Below are 15,295 nucleotides of genomic sequence, written 5' to 3' on the forward strand. Positions count from 1 at the left end.
ACGCTAGTTTTTAATAAGTGTGGTTGTATTTTAATTTTTGGGTAGAAAGAATAACATCAAATTTTAAAATAGTTTATGATGAATTATGATTTGATTAAATCAGGTTTTTGTAGAGTTGTTTTTTGTAATCTGCTTAATTTTTGTAGTCTGTAATAATAATCTTTAGCAAGCGCCATTTCCATAAAGTCGCCGTTTTTATCAATAATTTGAAAGCCCATTTTTTTATAAACAGATAATGCAAAAGAATTGTCTTTATGAACTCTTAGAGTTATAAAATCTAATTTTAGATTGTTAAAGCCATGCTCCAATAAAAGTGCTGTTGCTTTATTACCTATACCTTTGCCCCAAAAAGAAGTTTCTCCAATAAAAATATGGAAACAAGCCGTTTTATTATTCACGTTTAGTAATTGAACATTTCCTAAATATTGACCTGTTTCTTTTAAACAAATTGCAAAACGATATTCGTCTTTGTTTTGTAAAATGCGGTATAACCATTCGGTTTCTATTTCTACAGTAATGTGTTTATTAGGTTTAAACTCTGTAAAATTCCAAATTTCGGGATTGTTACGCCACCTATATGATGTCTCTGCATCCTCTAAATTTAGTGGCCTTAAGTAAATTGAATAGTTCATATAATTTGTTTTAGATAATTAATTAAACGTTGCATATCGTCATCATCATAACGATGATCTATGGGCAGAGAAACCAAGTGTTGAGTTAAATAATTTTCAAACATTTTAGTGGTAGTCCATCTTAAAACATTAGGCCAAAACGTTGGAATATAAACTCTTTTACTAATTAGCTTTTTTGAGATTGTTTCTTTTTCTAATAGCAAAGGATAACACATGGGGGCGTCATCATCTGCAAAGTTAATTTCTAAATTATTTTTATCGGAAAGCGCATGATGAAGCGTTTTAAAATTTTGATTTCTTATTCTTCGGCAATCTTCATAATCTATGCTAGAAAGAATTCTTTTTGTTAAAGAAGACATCCTTTTAATAGGGTTTTTGTCTAAAACTAAATTATTTTCAACAAAATTTTTATATCCTTCCTCTACACTTAAATCAATACTTTTTGTGAGGTGTGATATTCTATCATAAGAAATATCTTTTTCAAATTTTGCAGTACTCAAAATATTGCTTTGTAAATAAGCCCCGTCAGCTACTCCAAAAAATTTTCGACACGAATAAAAAGTATCTATTTGTGGTAAGGGTCTTGAAAAAAAAGCTTGTGAGGCATCAATAATAAGATTAGGAATTTCTTTACTTAACCTGTTTACTGTTAATTGTTTAATTCCAAAATAATTGGTGTACAAAAAGCATTCTGTGGGTGCGATATGAAAATCTATTACCGGATCTAAATTTTTATCAATGGTATAAAAATAGTACTGAATACCTAGTTTTTTGATAGGCTCTAATACTACTTCGCAAGTGAAATAAGGAATATAGATAGACGAGTAATTATTAACCTTAAGAATATACTCTAAAGCATTTCTACCAGTGTTTAATTTAATTAAAGATGGATAATACTCCTCGCCTTTAGGCAATTGCAGTTCTATGTATCCACCAATCGCTTTTGTTCTTTTGGGATAATGTCGCATTAAAATGAAATTAATTTAAAAGGGAAATGAGTAAAAAAGCGTAATTAAATAAAGTAGAATAGCTAAGGCAAAAAATTAAGGGTGGGTATTTTTAACCTTGTCCAGGTTGGTACATACGCTTATTTACAGGCTGATAGTATTCAAAAAGATTTGCCGGTATTCTAGATTTATAGCCAACCACTTGTCTTAAACCATCACTTAAGGTTTCGCCATATTCATAACCTAAAAAACGAGGATAATCTAATTGCTGCTTAAAATGCGGACGAGTAAAACTAAGTGTGAGCACTCTCCTATTTTCTTTGGTGGTATTTTTACCAGCGGCATGCCATAAGTTAGAATCAAAAAGAATAATACTGCCTTTTTTAGCTATTGCTCTATCTGCGTTTTCATAAAAATATAATTCATCAGGTTTATCGGCTATTTTGTGAGATCCTGATAAGATATGAGTGGCGCCATTTTCTGGTGTAAAATCGTCTAATAAAACCATCATTTGAACCATCATCTTTTCTTTTCCCCAAAATGTTCTCACATCACGATGAATATTTTGAACATAAGGCTGTACATTTTTTGAGTTCATTACTCCTCCAAAAGCGTTAATAATATAATTACCGCCTAAAAAAAGTTTCATCTCATCATCGCAATATAAACGGTCTAAAAATTTGAGCGCAAAATTATCAGCCTCTAAAAGGTGATGAAGCGTACCCTCCATATTTTGATCTATACCATTCAAAATTTGAATTTGTCTTCTTCTTTCATAAGCATCTTCTAAAGAGTTATTTATTTCGTCAACAAATTCTGGTTCTAATGCATTCTCATACACAATCCAGCCATATCGATCCATAGTTTTTAAAAAGTCGGCAGTAGCAACTTTATCTGAGTAGTTAAATTTATTTTTCATGATAAATTATATTTATTTAAAAATTAATGAAACAAAAAAGGGCAAAGCATAGCAATCAGACTATTAAAATAGCAAGTGCTTTAGCTTTAGAATAGAAAATTTATTTTTCTTTTAGTGGCTAAGTAAGGGCCATATTAGATGATTTATTTGCCTGTACCGAGCGATATAATGGAAAGAAACCATCATCAACATTTATATTTTTTTCATTTACTATAGCCTGATATCTTTCATCATCTACTATGTAACACCAAATATGATCTTCTAAAAAAAGGTTAGAGAAATAAGATTTAAAGATAAAAAGCGAATCGTTTTGACCTCTTAATCCACCACCCAAATGAAAATATTTAGCGCCCATTTCTCTGCCAATAATGCTTATTTCATCTGTAAGTAATTTACTTGGCGATTCTTTAATATAATTGGCATTTGTAGCTGATAAATGATTTCTGATGATATTTTTAGAACAAATAATTAGCGCTCCACAAATGGCTACATCACCATCATAAACAAGTATTAATTTGCAGTTTAATGCGCTATTTTTAAGCATTTCAGAAAAATAATCTTCACTAAAATAATAACTTTCTGATGCCGATAGCCTGTTCATATTATCTGCGTACATTTCTGTAAAAAGCCTTATTTCTTGTTGATTAGCGGCTTCTTTAACTAAATAATTGCGTTTTCTTAATTGTCTAATTTGACGAGCCAATCTTTTATTATAGTTTTCTCTTTGAGCCTCTAAAGAGATAGTTAAATCCATATAAATAGTTTTTCCATTGGCTTTAATATCACCCAAGTTGTTTAGTAATTTAGTTTGATTAAAAAATGGATGCAGCCGAGCAAATACGGAAATGCATTTTTCGTCAGCTAAAAAATCATTGAAACAAGTTTCAAAATCTTCTTTGGTTTGCGCATCAATATCTTCTATTTTTTTATTAGAAATTGGCCCACAGTAACCATAAATGGATGTGAGATCAAATAAAAATGAATTTTCAATTTGCCTTTTAAGTAAAGGAAATGCTATAAAATTATTTTCATTTTGAAACACAAAAAGTACTGGAGTTCCTCTTTTATCTAGGGCATGATACTCATAAGTGTGGTAAACATCATGATCAAATGATTGGTCAATATATTTACTCCATTCTTCTTGAGCAGTCACCACAATTGGAGCGTAGGTCATTTCAATCATCATAGCGTTTTAAGATTATTAATTAGATTTTAGGCGAAGAATTTATTTTATTAAGCGATGCTTACGGTATTGGCTTCTAAAATGTAAAGCATGTGGCGGTTTACTTTATGAACATCAAACTTTTCAAAAGCATAGTCTCTACCATTTCTACCAAATGAGATGATATCACTAGGGTTTAAAATAAAATGTTGCATTTTTTCGGCTAAAGCCTGAATATTTTTTATTGGGATTAAAAAACCACTTTGATGACCATTAGTTAAATCAATAGTTTCTTTGCAACCTACAGAATCACTGGTGATAATAGCCCTGCCCATTGCCATAGCTTCTAGTAAAGACCGGGGAACTCCCTCACCGTAATAAGAAGGTAAAACCACGGCTGATGAATCTTTAATATGAGGCCTCACATCGTCAACTTCGCCTAAATAATCAATCACCAATCCCAATTTAATTTCTTTGTACAAATCTGAATGAATAGCATCTACATTATGATCATAAGGACCTATTAATTTGAATTTTACATCTGGATATTTTTGTCGAATTAATTTTGCGGCTTCATAATATTCTTTAATTCCTTTAGCATTAATTAACCTGGCAATCATTAAAAAACTTAAAGTGTTTGCTTTAGGTTTAGAATATTCATAGTGAGATAAATCAACACCAGAGCCGTTTACTACAAAGGTTTTGTTTTTTTTACTGATAATTCCGCTTTGAATTAAAGTATTATAATCATCCTTGTTTTGTAAAATAAGACGGGTTCTATGGTTGGCTTTTAAACTATATTTTAATAGCGTTTGAGTAATTTTTTTTAATAGACCTTTACTTTTGCTCTGATCTAAAAAGTTGTAACCCAAGCCAGTTAGCATAGGCGATATATTATTTACATTGCAATAATTAGCTATTAATGAGCCATAAATTACAGGTTTAAACGTATAAGGAAAAAATACATCGGGTTTAATTTGTTTAATGAGTTTGTATAATTTTATGATATAAACCACATCAGAAAATATAGAAACATTGCTGCCATCTAAATTATTTTCATAAACACTTACTCCCATTGCATCAAGCTGATCTCTAACCTCATCTTGATGAATTTTTGGCGTAAAAACAGCCACTTTATTATTAACTAATAAGGCCTCCATGAGCTTTCCCCTGAAACCAAGCAGAGAGCGAGAAGAATCGCAAGCGATAAGAATTTGTTTTTTTTTGTATTCCACGATAGAGATATTTTTAGATGTAAAAGGCTAGGTGAATTTCCTGATAAGATTGAATTTTAAATTAGCGAAATTTTAACCACAGCTTACGCAGAGCCCACAGAGCTGAGTGATATATAATCATTATTAATAACGAGTTGGAGCTTTTAAAACCCTCCAAATCTCTTTAAGGCTTCATCCTTTTTAATTCACGATAAACAGATGATAACAATAGTTACCGAAAAATAAATTATCAAAAAATCAATCAAAAAATAGAAACCTTATTAGGGAAATAGGGATTTAAAAAATTAGATAGAAGGTGTTTTAAGGTAGAATTCAAATAAATAATGAAGCGCTAAACTCTTAAGAGATAGCGCATCATTACAAGCAATAATATAGTTTAACTTATTTAAAAAAGCAATTTAGTACTTAGGTCCCGCTTCGCTCAATACTCTGGCTGGTACATCAGCAGCACCAATTAATATTGATTTATATTCGTATTCAGGAATCCAGCTAGATGCACTTGTAGATATTTGGTTAGCTCCACAATTTTTATAAATATTGGTAGAAGCACCACTCACAAAACCTGGTTTTGCATTAAACTCAGTGTAAATTGGAATGTTCTGATTCTCGAAATAATTATTATCAGTTCTTACAGTTGCATTCATTGTTACACCTATTCCATAACCACTTCCATTAGAAATGTAGTTGTTAAACACATGCATATAACCAAATCTGGTACAAGGCTGTCTTTCAGATACGTTATAGAAATAGTTACCATATAAAGTCACTCTTAAATGGCCAATATCTGTAGTTTGTAAATCTCCACTACCAATTAATAGGGCAATATGGGTATCGTGAAATTTGTTATTAGATATAGTTACAAAATCTGATCTGTCTGTTACTTCTAACAATTCGTCATAATAATCCCATCCGTGGGTTCTATCTTGCCAAAATTCACAATGATCAACCCAAATATGGTGAGTAGTTTCTTTAATGGTAATACAATCGCCACCAACAACTTTATTAATCTTCATGTTTTTGATAATGATGTTGTTTACACGATAAAGTGCTAAACCAACACCATTTAAAGTTGCTCCGTTTAATCCTATAATAGTTTTATTAGAAGCCACATCTATAGAACCTGTTCCGGTAAAATTACCCGAAACCTGTATAATTAACGGCGAACTTGATTTTGCTGCAGTCCTAAAATCAGCAAGGTTAGTTACGGTTACGGTTTGTCCACCTTGTCCACCAGTTGTGGCACCACCTACCATAGCATACCCAATTGGCCCGGTTGTAGAAACAGGTACTGGCGTTGGCGTTGGTGTAGGAGTTGGTGTAGGAGTTGGCGTTGGTGTAACAGTTATTGGTTCTTCTACCGTTACGGTTGAAACTGTACTAATGGTATAAGTGTACTTTCTTCCATTTCTTTTAGGATTTGTATTATCAGAAGATGAAAAATACAATTCTTTACCCCAATGGCTAAACCTGCCTTTTCCATAAGTTCTTATCGCTTTATGAGCAGAATGAGCAGGACCAATCTCTTTTCCGTTTTCAAAAAGTTTAACGGTAGAAGTTGTTGGGGCAGATTCTGTATCTCCGGCAGTTGCGAAATTAGGTTGAATGTAAAAAGCATAGCCAGAATCTTTGACTGCTTTTGACATATCCAAAGTCCCTGATGAAGTCACTGTACTTGTTGTTGTTGTTGCGCTTAAATCGTTAGTGCTTAGAGGAACAATTTCTTCAGAGTCCTTTTTACACTGTGTAAACAAGATAATTGCTAGTAATAGCATTGACATTAGGCTTTTACTTTTGATGCTGATTTTTCTCATAATTCTAATTTTTTTAAATACATCAGCTTAAACGGGGTGGTAAAAGCTTGGGATATATTCAAAAAAGTAGGATTAGAGTACTTTTTTATTAAGGAATCTATTAATAAATAGGTAAACCTCAATTAAATAAAACTAAATATTTCTTTTAAAGAAAAAATACTTTTTTATATAAACATATTTTGAAAGAAAAGATTAATTAAAAATTATAAAAGATTAATTTATGAGTAATTAGAAATTTTATTGCGGTTAGAAATGTTAATAACTTTATTAAAGTTTACAAAAAACACCTTATACCTGACCTGATTTTGGTTGGAAATTTGGTGATTTTGGTCATATTCAGTCACGGTAATGCAATAATTAAGTCATTTAATTGCAATAAACAATTGTTGGATTCCTAAAAGCAGCTTTGATTGTAATATTGTTGTTTTAAATAATGAAATATTTTGTGATTCCAATTGATTTTGGTCAACTAAGCGAATGCTTCTAGTTCTTTATAAGCGTAGTATTCTTTATACCATTCTACAAAGTTTTTGACCCCTTCTGCTACAGAAACTTTTGGTTCGTAATTCAGTTCAGATTTTAATTGTCCTACATCAGCCCAGGTTTCAGAAACATCACCATCTTGCAATGGCAAATAGGTTTTCTTTGCCAATATGCCAATGTTTTTTTCTATTTCAGAAACAAAATCCAATAAATTAACCGTATTGCCTCTACCAATATTAAAAATACGATATGGCGCTTTAGAACTTGCTGGATCTGGTTTTTGACCATCCCAATTAGGATTACTATTTGCAGAATGATCAAATACTTTTGAAATTCCACCAATAATATCATCTACATAGGTGAAATCTCTTTTCATGTTTCCGTTATTAAAAACATTGATATTTTCACCATCCATAATGGCCTTGGTAAAAAGAAATAAAGCCATATCGGGCCTACCCCAAGGGCCATAAACGGTAAAGAAACGTAAAGCCGTTGTGGGTAAATTAAATAAATGACTGTAAGCATGAGCCATTAATTCGTTGCTTTTTTTAGATGCAGCGTAAAGCGAAACAGGATGATCTACGTTATCATTCACAGAAAAAGGCATTTTCTCATTTAAGCCATAAACGCTTGATGAGCTTGCATAAATTAAATGCCCTACTTTTTGATGTCGGCAACACTCTAAAATATTTAAAAAACCTTTAATATTTGAATCTATATAAGCATTTGGATTAATTAAGCTGTACCTCACTCCTGCTTGAGCTGCTAAATTGCAAACAGCATCAAATTTATATTTCTCAAATAATTTATTTAAGCCTTCTTGATCGGTTAAATCAAGTTTTATGAATTTATAATTAGGCAAATTTTCACTCTTTACTTCTTTACCATAAGCAATATCTTCTTTGTGAATGCCTGTATTTGCTAGTCGGTTGTATTTTAAATTTACATCATAGTAATCATTGATATTATCAAGTCCTACTACTTCTTCTCCACGATTTACAAGGTGTTTCACCAAATGAAAACCAATAAAGCCGGCGCTGCCAGTTACTAATACTTTCATGATAGAATTATTAAATGTTTTAGATAGGTTAAAAAAGGAAATGTATAAAATCCTGATGAAATTGGGATTGGTAAATACTTGATTTTAACAGGTTAAACCAATGTTGAAGCTGTTTCTGTTCGTGAAAAAGCGGGTTTTTTATTTGTGTTATTTATGTTTTTGTACCAAACTTCTAATGCAAATACATCAAACAAAATTTTGGCTCTTCTTTCTTCAGAAATTTTCACTTTTCTAACCCATAAATCTTCTACAAATTTCTTTTGAATAAGGCTTGGATAAATGGTGTTGTTTGAAAAAAGGTAATCGCCAATAATATTTTTGAGTTGGTTATCTACCCAATTTTTTAGCGGAATTTCAAAGCCTCTTTTAGGCTGATCTATCAACTCGGCAGGTAAATATTTTCGACCTAAGTCTCTCAAGATAAATTTGGTGCTTAAGCAGTTAATCTTAAAATCATCTCTTAAACCCGGTACAAATTCTATAATTTCTTTTGCCAAAAACGGACTTCTACCTTCTAACGAGTGCGCCATAGTTGCAATATCCATTTTGGGAAGTAAGCCACTAAACAAAATGGTTTGAAAATCCATTAATAAGAGCTTGTTTAAAGGAGATAAATGCAATTGATTGATACGCCCCAAATCTTCATAAATGGCTGTTAGGTTTGGTTTTTGTAAAAATTGGTTTTCAAAACCTACAAATATATCTGATGATGCAGAGCTATACTGATGAAGAATATCTTTATAACTGGCAAATTTTAATAACCTGTATATATAATTGTATTTGCTTTTTTTCTCATTTGCAACTGGCAAAATACTTAATAAAGTTTGTGCAGCAATTTTAGAAAAGCCTCCTGCGTTAAAAAAATCATGGTATTTGTAGGGTACATAGCGGCGGTAACCTCCAAAAAGTTCATCGGCACCATCGCCATTAAGTACTACCGTAACATGTTTTTTTGCTGCTTTTGCTACATAATAACTTGGAATAGCAGAGCTATCACAAAAAGGTTCACCGTAATTAATCAGTATTTTTTCGATATCATCTTTCAAATCATCAAAAGAAATATCTACTACAGTATGGTTGGTTTTATACCTATCTGCTACTTTTTGAGCCAATAAAGATTCATCATAAGCCCCTTCTATTTTAACGGTAAACGTTCTTAAAGATGGTTTATGCATTGCTGCCATTGCTGTTACAATGCCGCTATCTATGCCTCCGCTTAAAAAAGATCCTACATCTAAATCAGAACTGTCTAACCTTCTTTTTACGGCAGTTTGTAACTTTTGGTCTAATTCATGAAGTGCAACCTGATAAGACATTTTGCTTCTGTTGAGGTAGCAAGTGCTCATATCAAACCATTTTACAATTTCTTTTTTACCTGTTTGCGTATCAATTTTTAGGTAATGACCATTTTCTAATTCGGTTACGGCTTTATAAGGCGTTGCTTTACGGTAATGATAACCTAAATACAAGTAAGCAGAAAGAGATGATTCATCAATTTCTGGTTTAAATATCTGATAAAGTGTATTTAATTCGGAAGAAAAAGCAAAATCTTTGTCTTTTTGATAAGTGTATAATGGTTTTTTGCCGGCTCTGTCTCGGGCTAAAAATAGTTGTTTTTGCCGCTGGTCATACAAAGCAAATGAAAACATCCCATCTAATTCTTCTAACATTTTCATGCCTAATCGTTCAAAAAGCATTAAAAGTGTTTTGGTATCAGAATTAGACTCAGCATAAAGCTGATATTTTTCTCTAAGCTCTAAATGGTTATATATTTCTCCGTTAAATACTATAGAAAGCCCGTGATGGTGCATAGGTTGTTGCCCAGCCGGACTAAGATCTTGAATTGCTAGTCGGGTATGATACAATTCTACATTGTCTTTTATGGTAAATCCTTTTTCGTCGGGACCGCGATGAGCCAGACCGTTGAATATCTCTGAAGCTTGATTGGCTATTTCGAGATTTAATGTTCCAAATATTCCACACATTGATGTTGTTTTTTTTAGGTTGAAAGGCAGTTTAGCCTTTTGATAGATTTAATTTTTTAGATGCGTTAAGCGATAAAAGATTTACGACCTAATGAAATTAGATTTTTCAACGCTTTAATAATTTGGTGATAGCGCTTACAAATCTTCTTTATACTAAAAGATCCTCATGTGGCGAATGCTGTTTAATGATATTTAACCAACTATTCATTACACCGGCTTCAGAGAAATTTTCTTGTACATGAATTCTTCCTTTTTGGCCAAGGTTAGCTCTTTCTTGAGCCGTCATTCGCATCATTTTAAGCATTTTAGCTGCTAAATCTTGTTCGTTTTCTTTTTCAGAAAGGAAGCCGCATTTAGAACCATGAAGCAACTCGTTATTGCAATCTATATTAGTTACCACAACTGGTTTGCTGTAGGCCATGGCTTCTAAAAGTGCATTAGGCATTCCTTCAGAAAAAGACGATAAAACAAAGGCATCGGCATATTCTAAATATTGTGTGGCGTTTTGTTTAAAGCCTAAAACCCTTACGTATTCTTGTATTTTTAACTCATTAATGAGGTTAAAAGGACTGTTTTGATTGTTGTATTCTCCAATAATATCTACTCTAAAATTTAAACCTTTAAGTATAGCAATGGCTTTAAAAAGTGTTTTATAATCTTTATTCCACCTAAAATGTGCCACACAAACCCAAACAAATTGTCCTTTTGGAAGGCTTAGGTTGCTGTTGTTTTTTAAATCGGGAATAGAAATTCCGTTGTTAATTACAATTCCTTTTTTATCTATCAAACCATTGTCTTCAAAATTTAATTTGGATGCCAGCGAATTGTAAACAACAGCATCATCTAAACCAGTAGTAGCTCTAAAAGGGATGTACCATTTTTTGGTGAGTACGCCAATGCGTATAGATGATATCAGTTTAAAATGAAAAATCTTTTTTAACAAACGGGCAAAAATGATGGCAATAAACATGAATGCAATTACGGTATCGGGCTTAAATGCTTTTACAGTTTTATATAGTAAGCTAGCATTAGAAAATGCCTGGAGTTTCCAGCTTTTTAAAAAAACCACAGGGATTCCTTCTTTTTGGTAATCTATATCAAATTCATTAATAGGCGTTAAGGATATAATGAGGACGTTATACTGAAGAGATCTTAAAAATAAGGCAACTTTTATGAGCTGTGTTTCGGCACCGCCTTTACACATACCCGAAGTAATAAATAAAACTTTTTTAGTCATAACCAACGTTTGATAATTTTTTTTGAGGATTTTACTTACTACACCAATGATGGTTGAAGAATTACAGCAGGGCTTTCTTTTTGCTTTTTAAGCCATTGCGAGAAAACCAATAATTTCCAAATTTGTGGATAACGGTTCCAAGTACCATTCATGTGTTGCTTAATAATTTCTTGAGTTCTTTTTACATTAATGCCTGGTATTTTTTCTAATTCTGATTTTGATAAATTATCTAAAACATACTCTTTCAATTCATTTCTAAACCAATCTTTAAAAGGCATGGTAAAACCAGATTTTGGTCGTTTAAACAATTCTGCTGGCAAATGGCTATAAAGTATATCTTTCAAAATTCTTTTTTGATTGCCATTTTGATATTTAAAATGAGTAGGCAAGCTGCGGCTAAACTCTATAATTCTATAATCCATTAAAGGAGCTCTAGATTCTAATGAAAAAGCCATAGATGCCCTATCTACTTTGGTATTGATATCGCCATTTAAATAGGTTTTAATGTCAAAATCAGAGACTTTTTCTAATAGAGATTTGGTTTTATGGTTAAAAATTTCTGTATGAGAATTACCTATTCCAATTTCGGGATCTGTAATCCATGAGTTTTCCATCCCACCAAACATTTTTATATATAATACTTCTATATCCTTCATAGAAATCCCCATGGCAATTAACTTATGGACATAGTTTGGAGATAAATTTAATGCGGAACCCAATGATTTACGTATTGGTAATGGTAGCTTAAACAAGGTATTTACCATATTTATCCATTTATACCTTTGGTAGCCAATAAAAGCTTCATCGCCACCATCGCCACTTAAAGCTACGGTTACCTGTTTTTTAGTGTATTTACTCAAAAGCATGGTAGGTATAGCGCTAGAATCGGCAAAAGGCTCATCATAATAAGTAGAAAAATTTTCTATTAATGCTATGCCCTCATTGTAGTTACATTCTATGGTATGGTGTTCTGTTTGTAAATGATGAGCTACTTTTTGGGCGTATTGGCTTTCATCAAAACCTTTTTCGTTAAATTTTATAGAGAAGGTTTTAACATGATTTACTTTTTTAGATGCGATAGCGGCTATTAAAGAAGAATCTATTCCGCCAGAAAGAAAAACCCCTAAGGGAACATCGGCATGCATACGTATTCCTACGGCATCGGATAGTAATCCATCAAGGGTATTCTTAGCATCATTATAATTGCCTAAAAAGTTGTTATTTCTGTTATAATCCAGATCCCAGTATTTTTCTGTTGTTAAAACACCTGAATTAAAATGATAAGTAAAAGTATGTGCAGCAGGTAGTTGCTTCACTTCCTGCCAAATAGATCTGGGCTCGGGCACATATCCCCAAATCAGGTATTCGTTAACAGCTTGTTGATCTAGCGTAAAGTTTCTTTCTATTTTAAGTTGCGAAGGCTGACTGGCAAATTCAAAGGAATGTCTTTTGTGGTAATAGTATAAAGGCTTTTTGCCTAACCTATCTCTAGCGCCAAAAAGCTCGTTTTTTGCCACATCGTAAATCACAAATGCAAACATGCCGTTAAAATGATTTACGCACTCTTTACCATATTCTAAATAGGCGGCACAAATTACTTCGGTATCTGAAGTGGTTCTAAACAAATAACCGGCTTTTTCTAAACTGGCCTTTATGGTTTGATAATTATAAATTTCGCCGTTAAATACAATTTTAAGATGCAGGTAACTAAAGGGTTGGTTAGACCGATGATCTAAATCTATAATTGATAAGCGGTTATGCCCCAATATAATGTCGTCTGTATTGATGAAATGAGTATAATCTGGTCCGCGGAAATTGATGACAGCTAATTTAGCCCGAATAATTTCATCGCTATACCTGATGGTAGAGCCGTAAATGCCACACATAAGTAAATGGTTAAAGTTTATTGAATAGATAAAATGATAGATAGAAATTACCTGTAAGACAGTAGTGTTTCGTACTGTTTTACCACTTTTTGAACACTAAAGCGAGTGTTTACATCTTGTTTTATAGCCTGATGATCCCATTTTTGGTTGCAAGCTTTAATAATGTATTTTCCAAAACTGTTAAGATCGCCCTGATCTATAATATAGCCATTAAAATTAGGTTCGATAATAGCTTGCACTCCGCTTACGCGAAAAGAAACAACAGGTATGCCTACCGATAAAGATTCTAACACCACATTAGGAAAACCTTCTGTAAAAGAGGGTAAAACCATTAAATGATGGTTGGCTATTAGTTTTGTAATATTTGGTATTAAACCTACTAATTGAACCCTGTTGTGCAATTGTAAATGATTAATTTCTTTTAAAATATCTTTTTTAAGCGGCCCCTCTCCTGCTATAGTTAAGGTATATTCTTCAGGAAGGTTTTTAAATATTTTTAGTAATCTTAATATTCCTTTCTCTATGGCTAAACGAGCTACAAGAATTATTTTTTTCCCATCCTGTGGTTGATTTATTGCTGGTACATCAATAGATAATACCGGATTTGGAATTACCACTAGTTTTCTTTTAGGAATTTGATAGTGATTAACCAGTGAGTATTTGATTTCTAAGGATTGACAAACGGCGATATTAAATCTTTTATAGGTGATGCCAACAAAAAGATCCCAAAATTTTTCTTTAAAGCCGCCCATTTTTGTCATCACATCCATCACATTAGATTCTCTACCTATAAGCGTTGGAATTTCTACAAATAATGACACAAAAGAAAGTAAGGTATTAATGTGCCCACCTGTAGTAAAAATAGCAAAAGGCTTTTCTTCTTTAATTAGTTTGTATAATTTAAAGAATGAATGAGAGGCTCTAATAGAGTTTAAGTTGATGATGTTTACGCCTTCAATATCTGTTGAGAAAAACGGGTTACGGGCATCTAACAACACCAAACTCACTTCATAAACAGATTTATTAAAATACTGAGACAAAATCCAAAAAACCCTTTCAGAGCCGCCAGCACCCAAATGGCTTAATATAAAATACACTTTCTTCTTCTTCATAAAATAGAAATTTGGGAAGTGTATTTACTCGGTTTCGCTTTTTGCAAAGCTGAAACTCATTAAGTAATAACAAAACAGTTTAAAATTTATCTTTAAGTATTCGGTGTAATTCACATATTTAAGATCTAAGCCAAATTCTTTTAAATACAAAGCATAACCATCTCTCATTTTATTAGAATTTTTTATGCCGCTAAACCGGTTAGATATTCTGTCGGTACCTTCCATATCATACAAACGTATGGGCTCGCTATCAAAAAATAGTTTGTAGCCTTTTTTTGCTAAACTTAACCAGGTTACACTTTCATATCCTCTAAGGTTTCGCAACAAATTATTTTGCATTAATTGCGTTTTACAAACAGGTAAATATTCCCCAACAGATGAGGAAAGCAAATCATAATAAGTTTTTTGGCCCTTAAATTCAGGATCATACATCAGCTTTGTTTCATTCAATATTCTTGTTCCACAAAAAAACAAATCAAATTTGTTTTGCAAAACCAAGTTTTTTAAATGGATAAGACCATTTTTATCTAGTAAATCATCCGAATCAAGTAATACTACATATTCATTTTTGGCATGTATAATTCCTGTGTTTTTAGCACTGGCTACTCCTTTATTTTTTAAATGTTTAACTAGTTTGATTTGATGTTTTGATAAATATTTTTGAAGCATCAATTCGGTATCATCAGTAGAACCGTCATCTATTACAATTATTTCTGCATAAAGATCCCATTGTGGCTGACTAATGATACTATCTATGGCTCTGCTTACTTTATGAGAGCGGTTATAAGTTGGTATTACAAATGAAAAAAGCATCTTATTTATAGGT

General features: G+C 32.1%; 12 protein-coding genes. All 12 read right to left on the bottom strand.

Translation table 11 applies throughout. The features are described from left to right. Positions 1-83: 83 nt before the first annotated feature. The 12 genes from FA046_RS09580 to FA046_RS09635 all read right to left on the bottom strand — a co-directional run bounded on the left by FA046_RS09580 (position 84) and on the right by FA046_RS09635 (position 15,282). Positions 84-632, bottom strand: coding sequence for a GNAT family N-acetyltransferase (locus FA046_RS09580; RefSeq protein WP_136826188.1), 549 nt, complete (start codon positions 630-632; stop codon positions 84-86). Then, positions 629-1,600: a hypothetical protein gene (locus tag FA046_RS09585; RefSeq protein WP_136826189.1), complete on the bottom strand. Its 972-nt coding sequence runs from the start codon at positions 1,598-1,600 to the stop codon at positions 629-631. Before FA046_RS09585 ends, FA046_RS09580 begins: the two co-directional genes overlap by 4 nt. A 91-nt stretch (positions 1,601-1,691) precedes the next feature. Beyond that, a complete protein-coding gene (locus FA046_RS09590) occupies positions 1,692-2,498 on the bottom strand; it encodes a phytanoyl-CoA dioxygenase family protein (RefSeq protein WP_136826190.1) in 807 nt (268 codons plus the stop codon). Between the two features lie 118 nt (positions 2,499-2,616). Beyond that, positions 2,617-3,684: a GNAT family N-acetyltransferase gene (locus tag FA046_RS09595; RefSeq protein ID WP_225870908.1), complete on the bottom strand. Its 1,068-nt coding sequence runs from the start codon at positions 3,682-3,684 to the stop codon at positions 2,617-2,619. Between the two features lie 47 nt (positions 3,685-3,731). Further along, the gene (locus tag FA046_RS09600; protein WP_169303353.1) at positions 3,732-4,820 is read right to left on the bottom strand and encodes a glycosyltransferase family 4 protein; all 1,089 of its coding nucleotides are present in this window, start codon (positions 4,818-4,820) and stop codon (positions 3,732-3,734) included. Between the two features lie 473 nt (positions 4,821-5,293). Next, positions 5,294-6,667, bottom strand: coding sequence for a pectate lyase family protein (locus tag FA046_RS09605; RefSeq protein WP_225870909.1), 1,374 nt, complete (start codon positions 6,665-6,667; stop codon positions 5,294-5,296). Between the two features lie 508 nt (positions 6,668-7,175). After that, complete coding sequence (locus FA046_RS09610; RefSeq protein WP_136826193.1) at positions 7,176-8,249, bottom strand: NAD-dependent epimerase; 1,074 nt, start codon at positions 8,247-8,249, stop codon at positions 7,176-7,178. A gap of 92 nt (positions 8,250-8,341) precedes the next feature. Further along, positions 8,342-10,234: an asparagine synthase (glutamine-hydrolyzing) gene (asnB, locus tag FA046_RS09615; protein WP_136826194.1), complete on the bottom strand. Its 1,893-nt coding sequence runs from the start codon at positions 10,232-10,234 to the stop codon at positions 8,342-8,344. A gap of 148 nt (positions 10,235-10,382) precedes the next feature. Then, positions 10,383-11,471, bottom strand: coding sequence for a glycosyltransferase (locus FA046_RS09620; RefSeq protein ID WP_136826195.1), 1,089 nt, complete (start codon positions 11,469-11,471; stop codon positions 10,383-10,385). A gap of 38 nt (positions 11,472-11,509) precedes the next feature. Next, complete coding sequence (gene asnB, locus FA046_RS09625) at positions 11,510-13,357, bottom strand: asparagine synthase (glutamine-hydrolyzing) (RefSeq protein WP_136826196.1); 1,848 nt, start codon at positions 13,355-13,357, stop codon at positions 11,510-11,512. A 47-nt stretch (positions 13,358-13,404) separates the two neighbouring features. Next, positions 13,405-14,469 (bottom strand): glycosyltransferase, encoded by a 1,065-nt coding sequence (locus FA046_RS09630; protein WP_136826197.1) that lies wholly within the window; start codon positions 14,467-14,469, stop codon positions 13,405-13,407. A 24-nt stretch (positions 14,470-14,493) separates the two neighbouring features. Further along, the gene (locus FA046_RS09635; protein WP_136826198.1) at positions 14,494-15,282 is read right to left on the bottom strand and encodes a glycosyltransferase family 2 protein; all 789 of its coding nucleotides are present in this window, start codon (positions 15,280-15,282) and stop codon (positions 14,494-14,496) included. Positions 15,283-15,295: the final 13 nt, after the last annotated feature.

Source organism: Pedobacter cryophilus, from assembly GCF_005116455.1.
GTDB classification, from domain to species: domain Bacteria; phylum Bacteroidota; class Bacteroidia; order Sphingobacteriales; family Sphingobacteriaceae; genus Pseudopedobacter; species Pseudopedobacter cryophilum.

Coding starts and splice junctions, on each gene's coding strand:
- FA046_RS09630 (WP_136826197.1), bottom strand. CDS start 14,469: ATGAAGAAGAAGAAAGTGTATTTTATATTAAGCCATTTGGGTGCTGGC.
- FA046_RS09605 (WP_225870909.1), bottom strand. CDS start 6,667: ATGCTATTACTAGCAATTATCTTGTTTACACAGTGTAAAAAGGACTCT.
- FA046_RS09580 (WP_136826188.1), bottom strand. CDS start 632: ATGAACTATTCAATTTACTTAAGGCCACTAAATTTAGAGGATGCAGAG.
- asnB (WP_136826196.1), bottom strand. CDS start 13,357: ATGTGTGGCATTTACGGCTCTACCATCAGGTATAGCGATGAAATTATT.
- FA046_RS09620 (WP_136826195.1), bottom strand. CDS start 11,471: ATGACTAAAAAAGTTTTATTTATTACTTCGGGTATGTGTAAAGGCGGT.
- FA046_RS09610 (WP_136826193.1), bottom strand. CDS start 8,249: ATGAAAGTATTAGTAACTGGCAGCGCCGGCTTTATTGGTTTTCATTTG.
- asnB (WP_136826194.1), bottom strand. CDS start 10,234: ATGTGTGGAATATTTGGAACATTAAATCTCGAAATAGCCAATCAAGCT.
- FA046_RS09635 (WP_136826198.1), bottom strand. CDS start 15,282: ATGCTTTTTTCATTTGTAATACCAACTTATAACCGCTCTCATAAAGTA.
- FA046_RS09600 (WP_169303353.1), bottom strand. CDS start 4,820: ATGGAGGCCTTATTAGTTAATAATAAAGTGGCTGTTTTTACGCCAAAA.
- FA046_RS09590 (WP_136826190.1), bottom strand. CDS start 2,498: ATGAAAAATAAATTTAACTACTCAGATAAAGTTGCTACTGCCGACTTT.
- FA046_RS09595 (WP_225870908.1), bottom strand. CDS start 3,684: ATGATGATTGAAATGACCTACGCTCCAATTGTGGTGACTGCTCAAGAA.
- FA046_RS09585 (WP_136826189.1), bottom strand. CDS start 1,600: ATGCGACATTATCCCAAAAGAACAAAAGCGATTGGTGGATACATAGAA.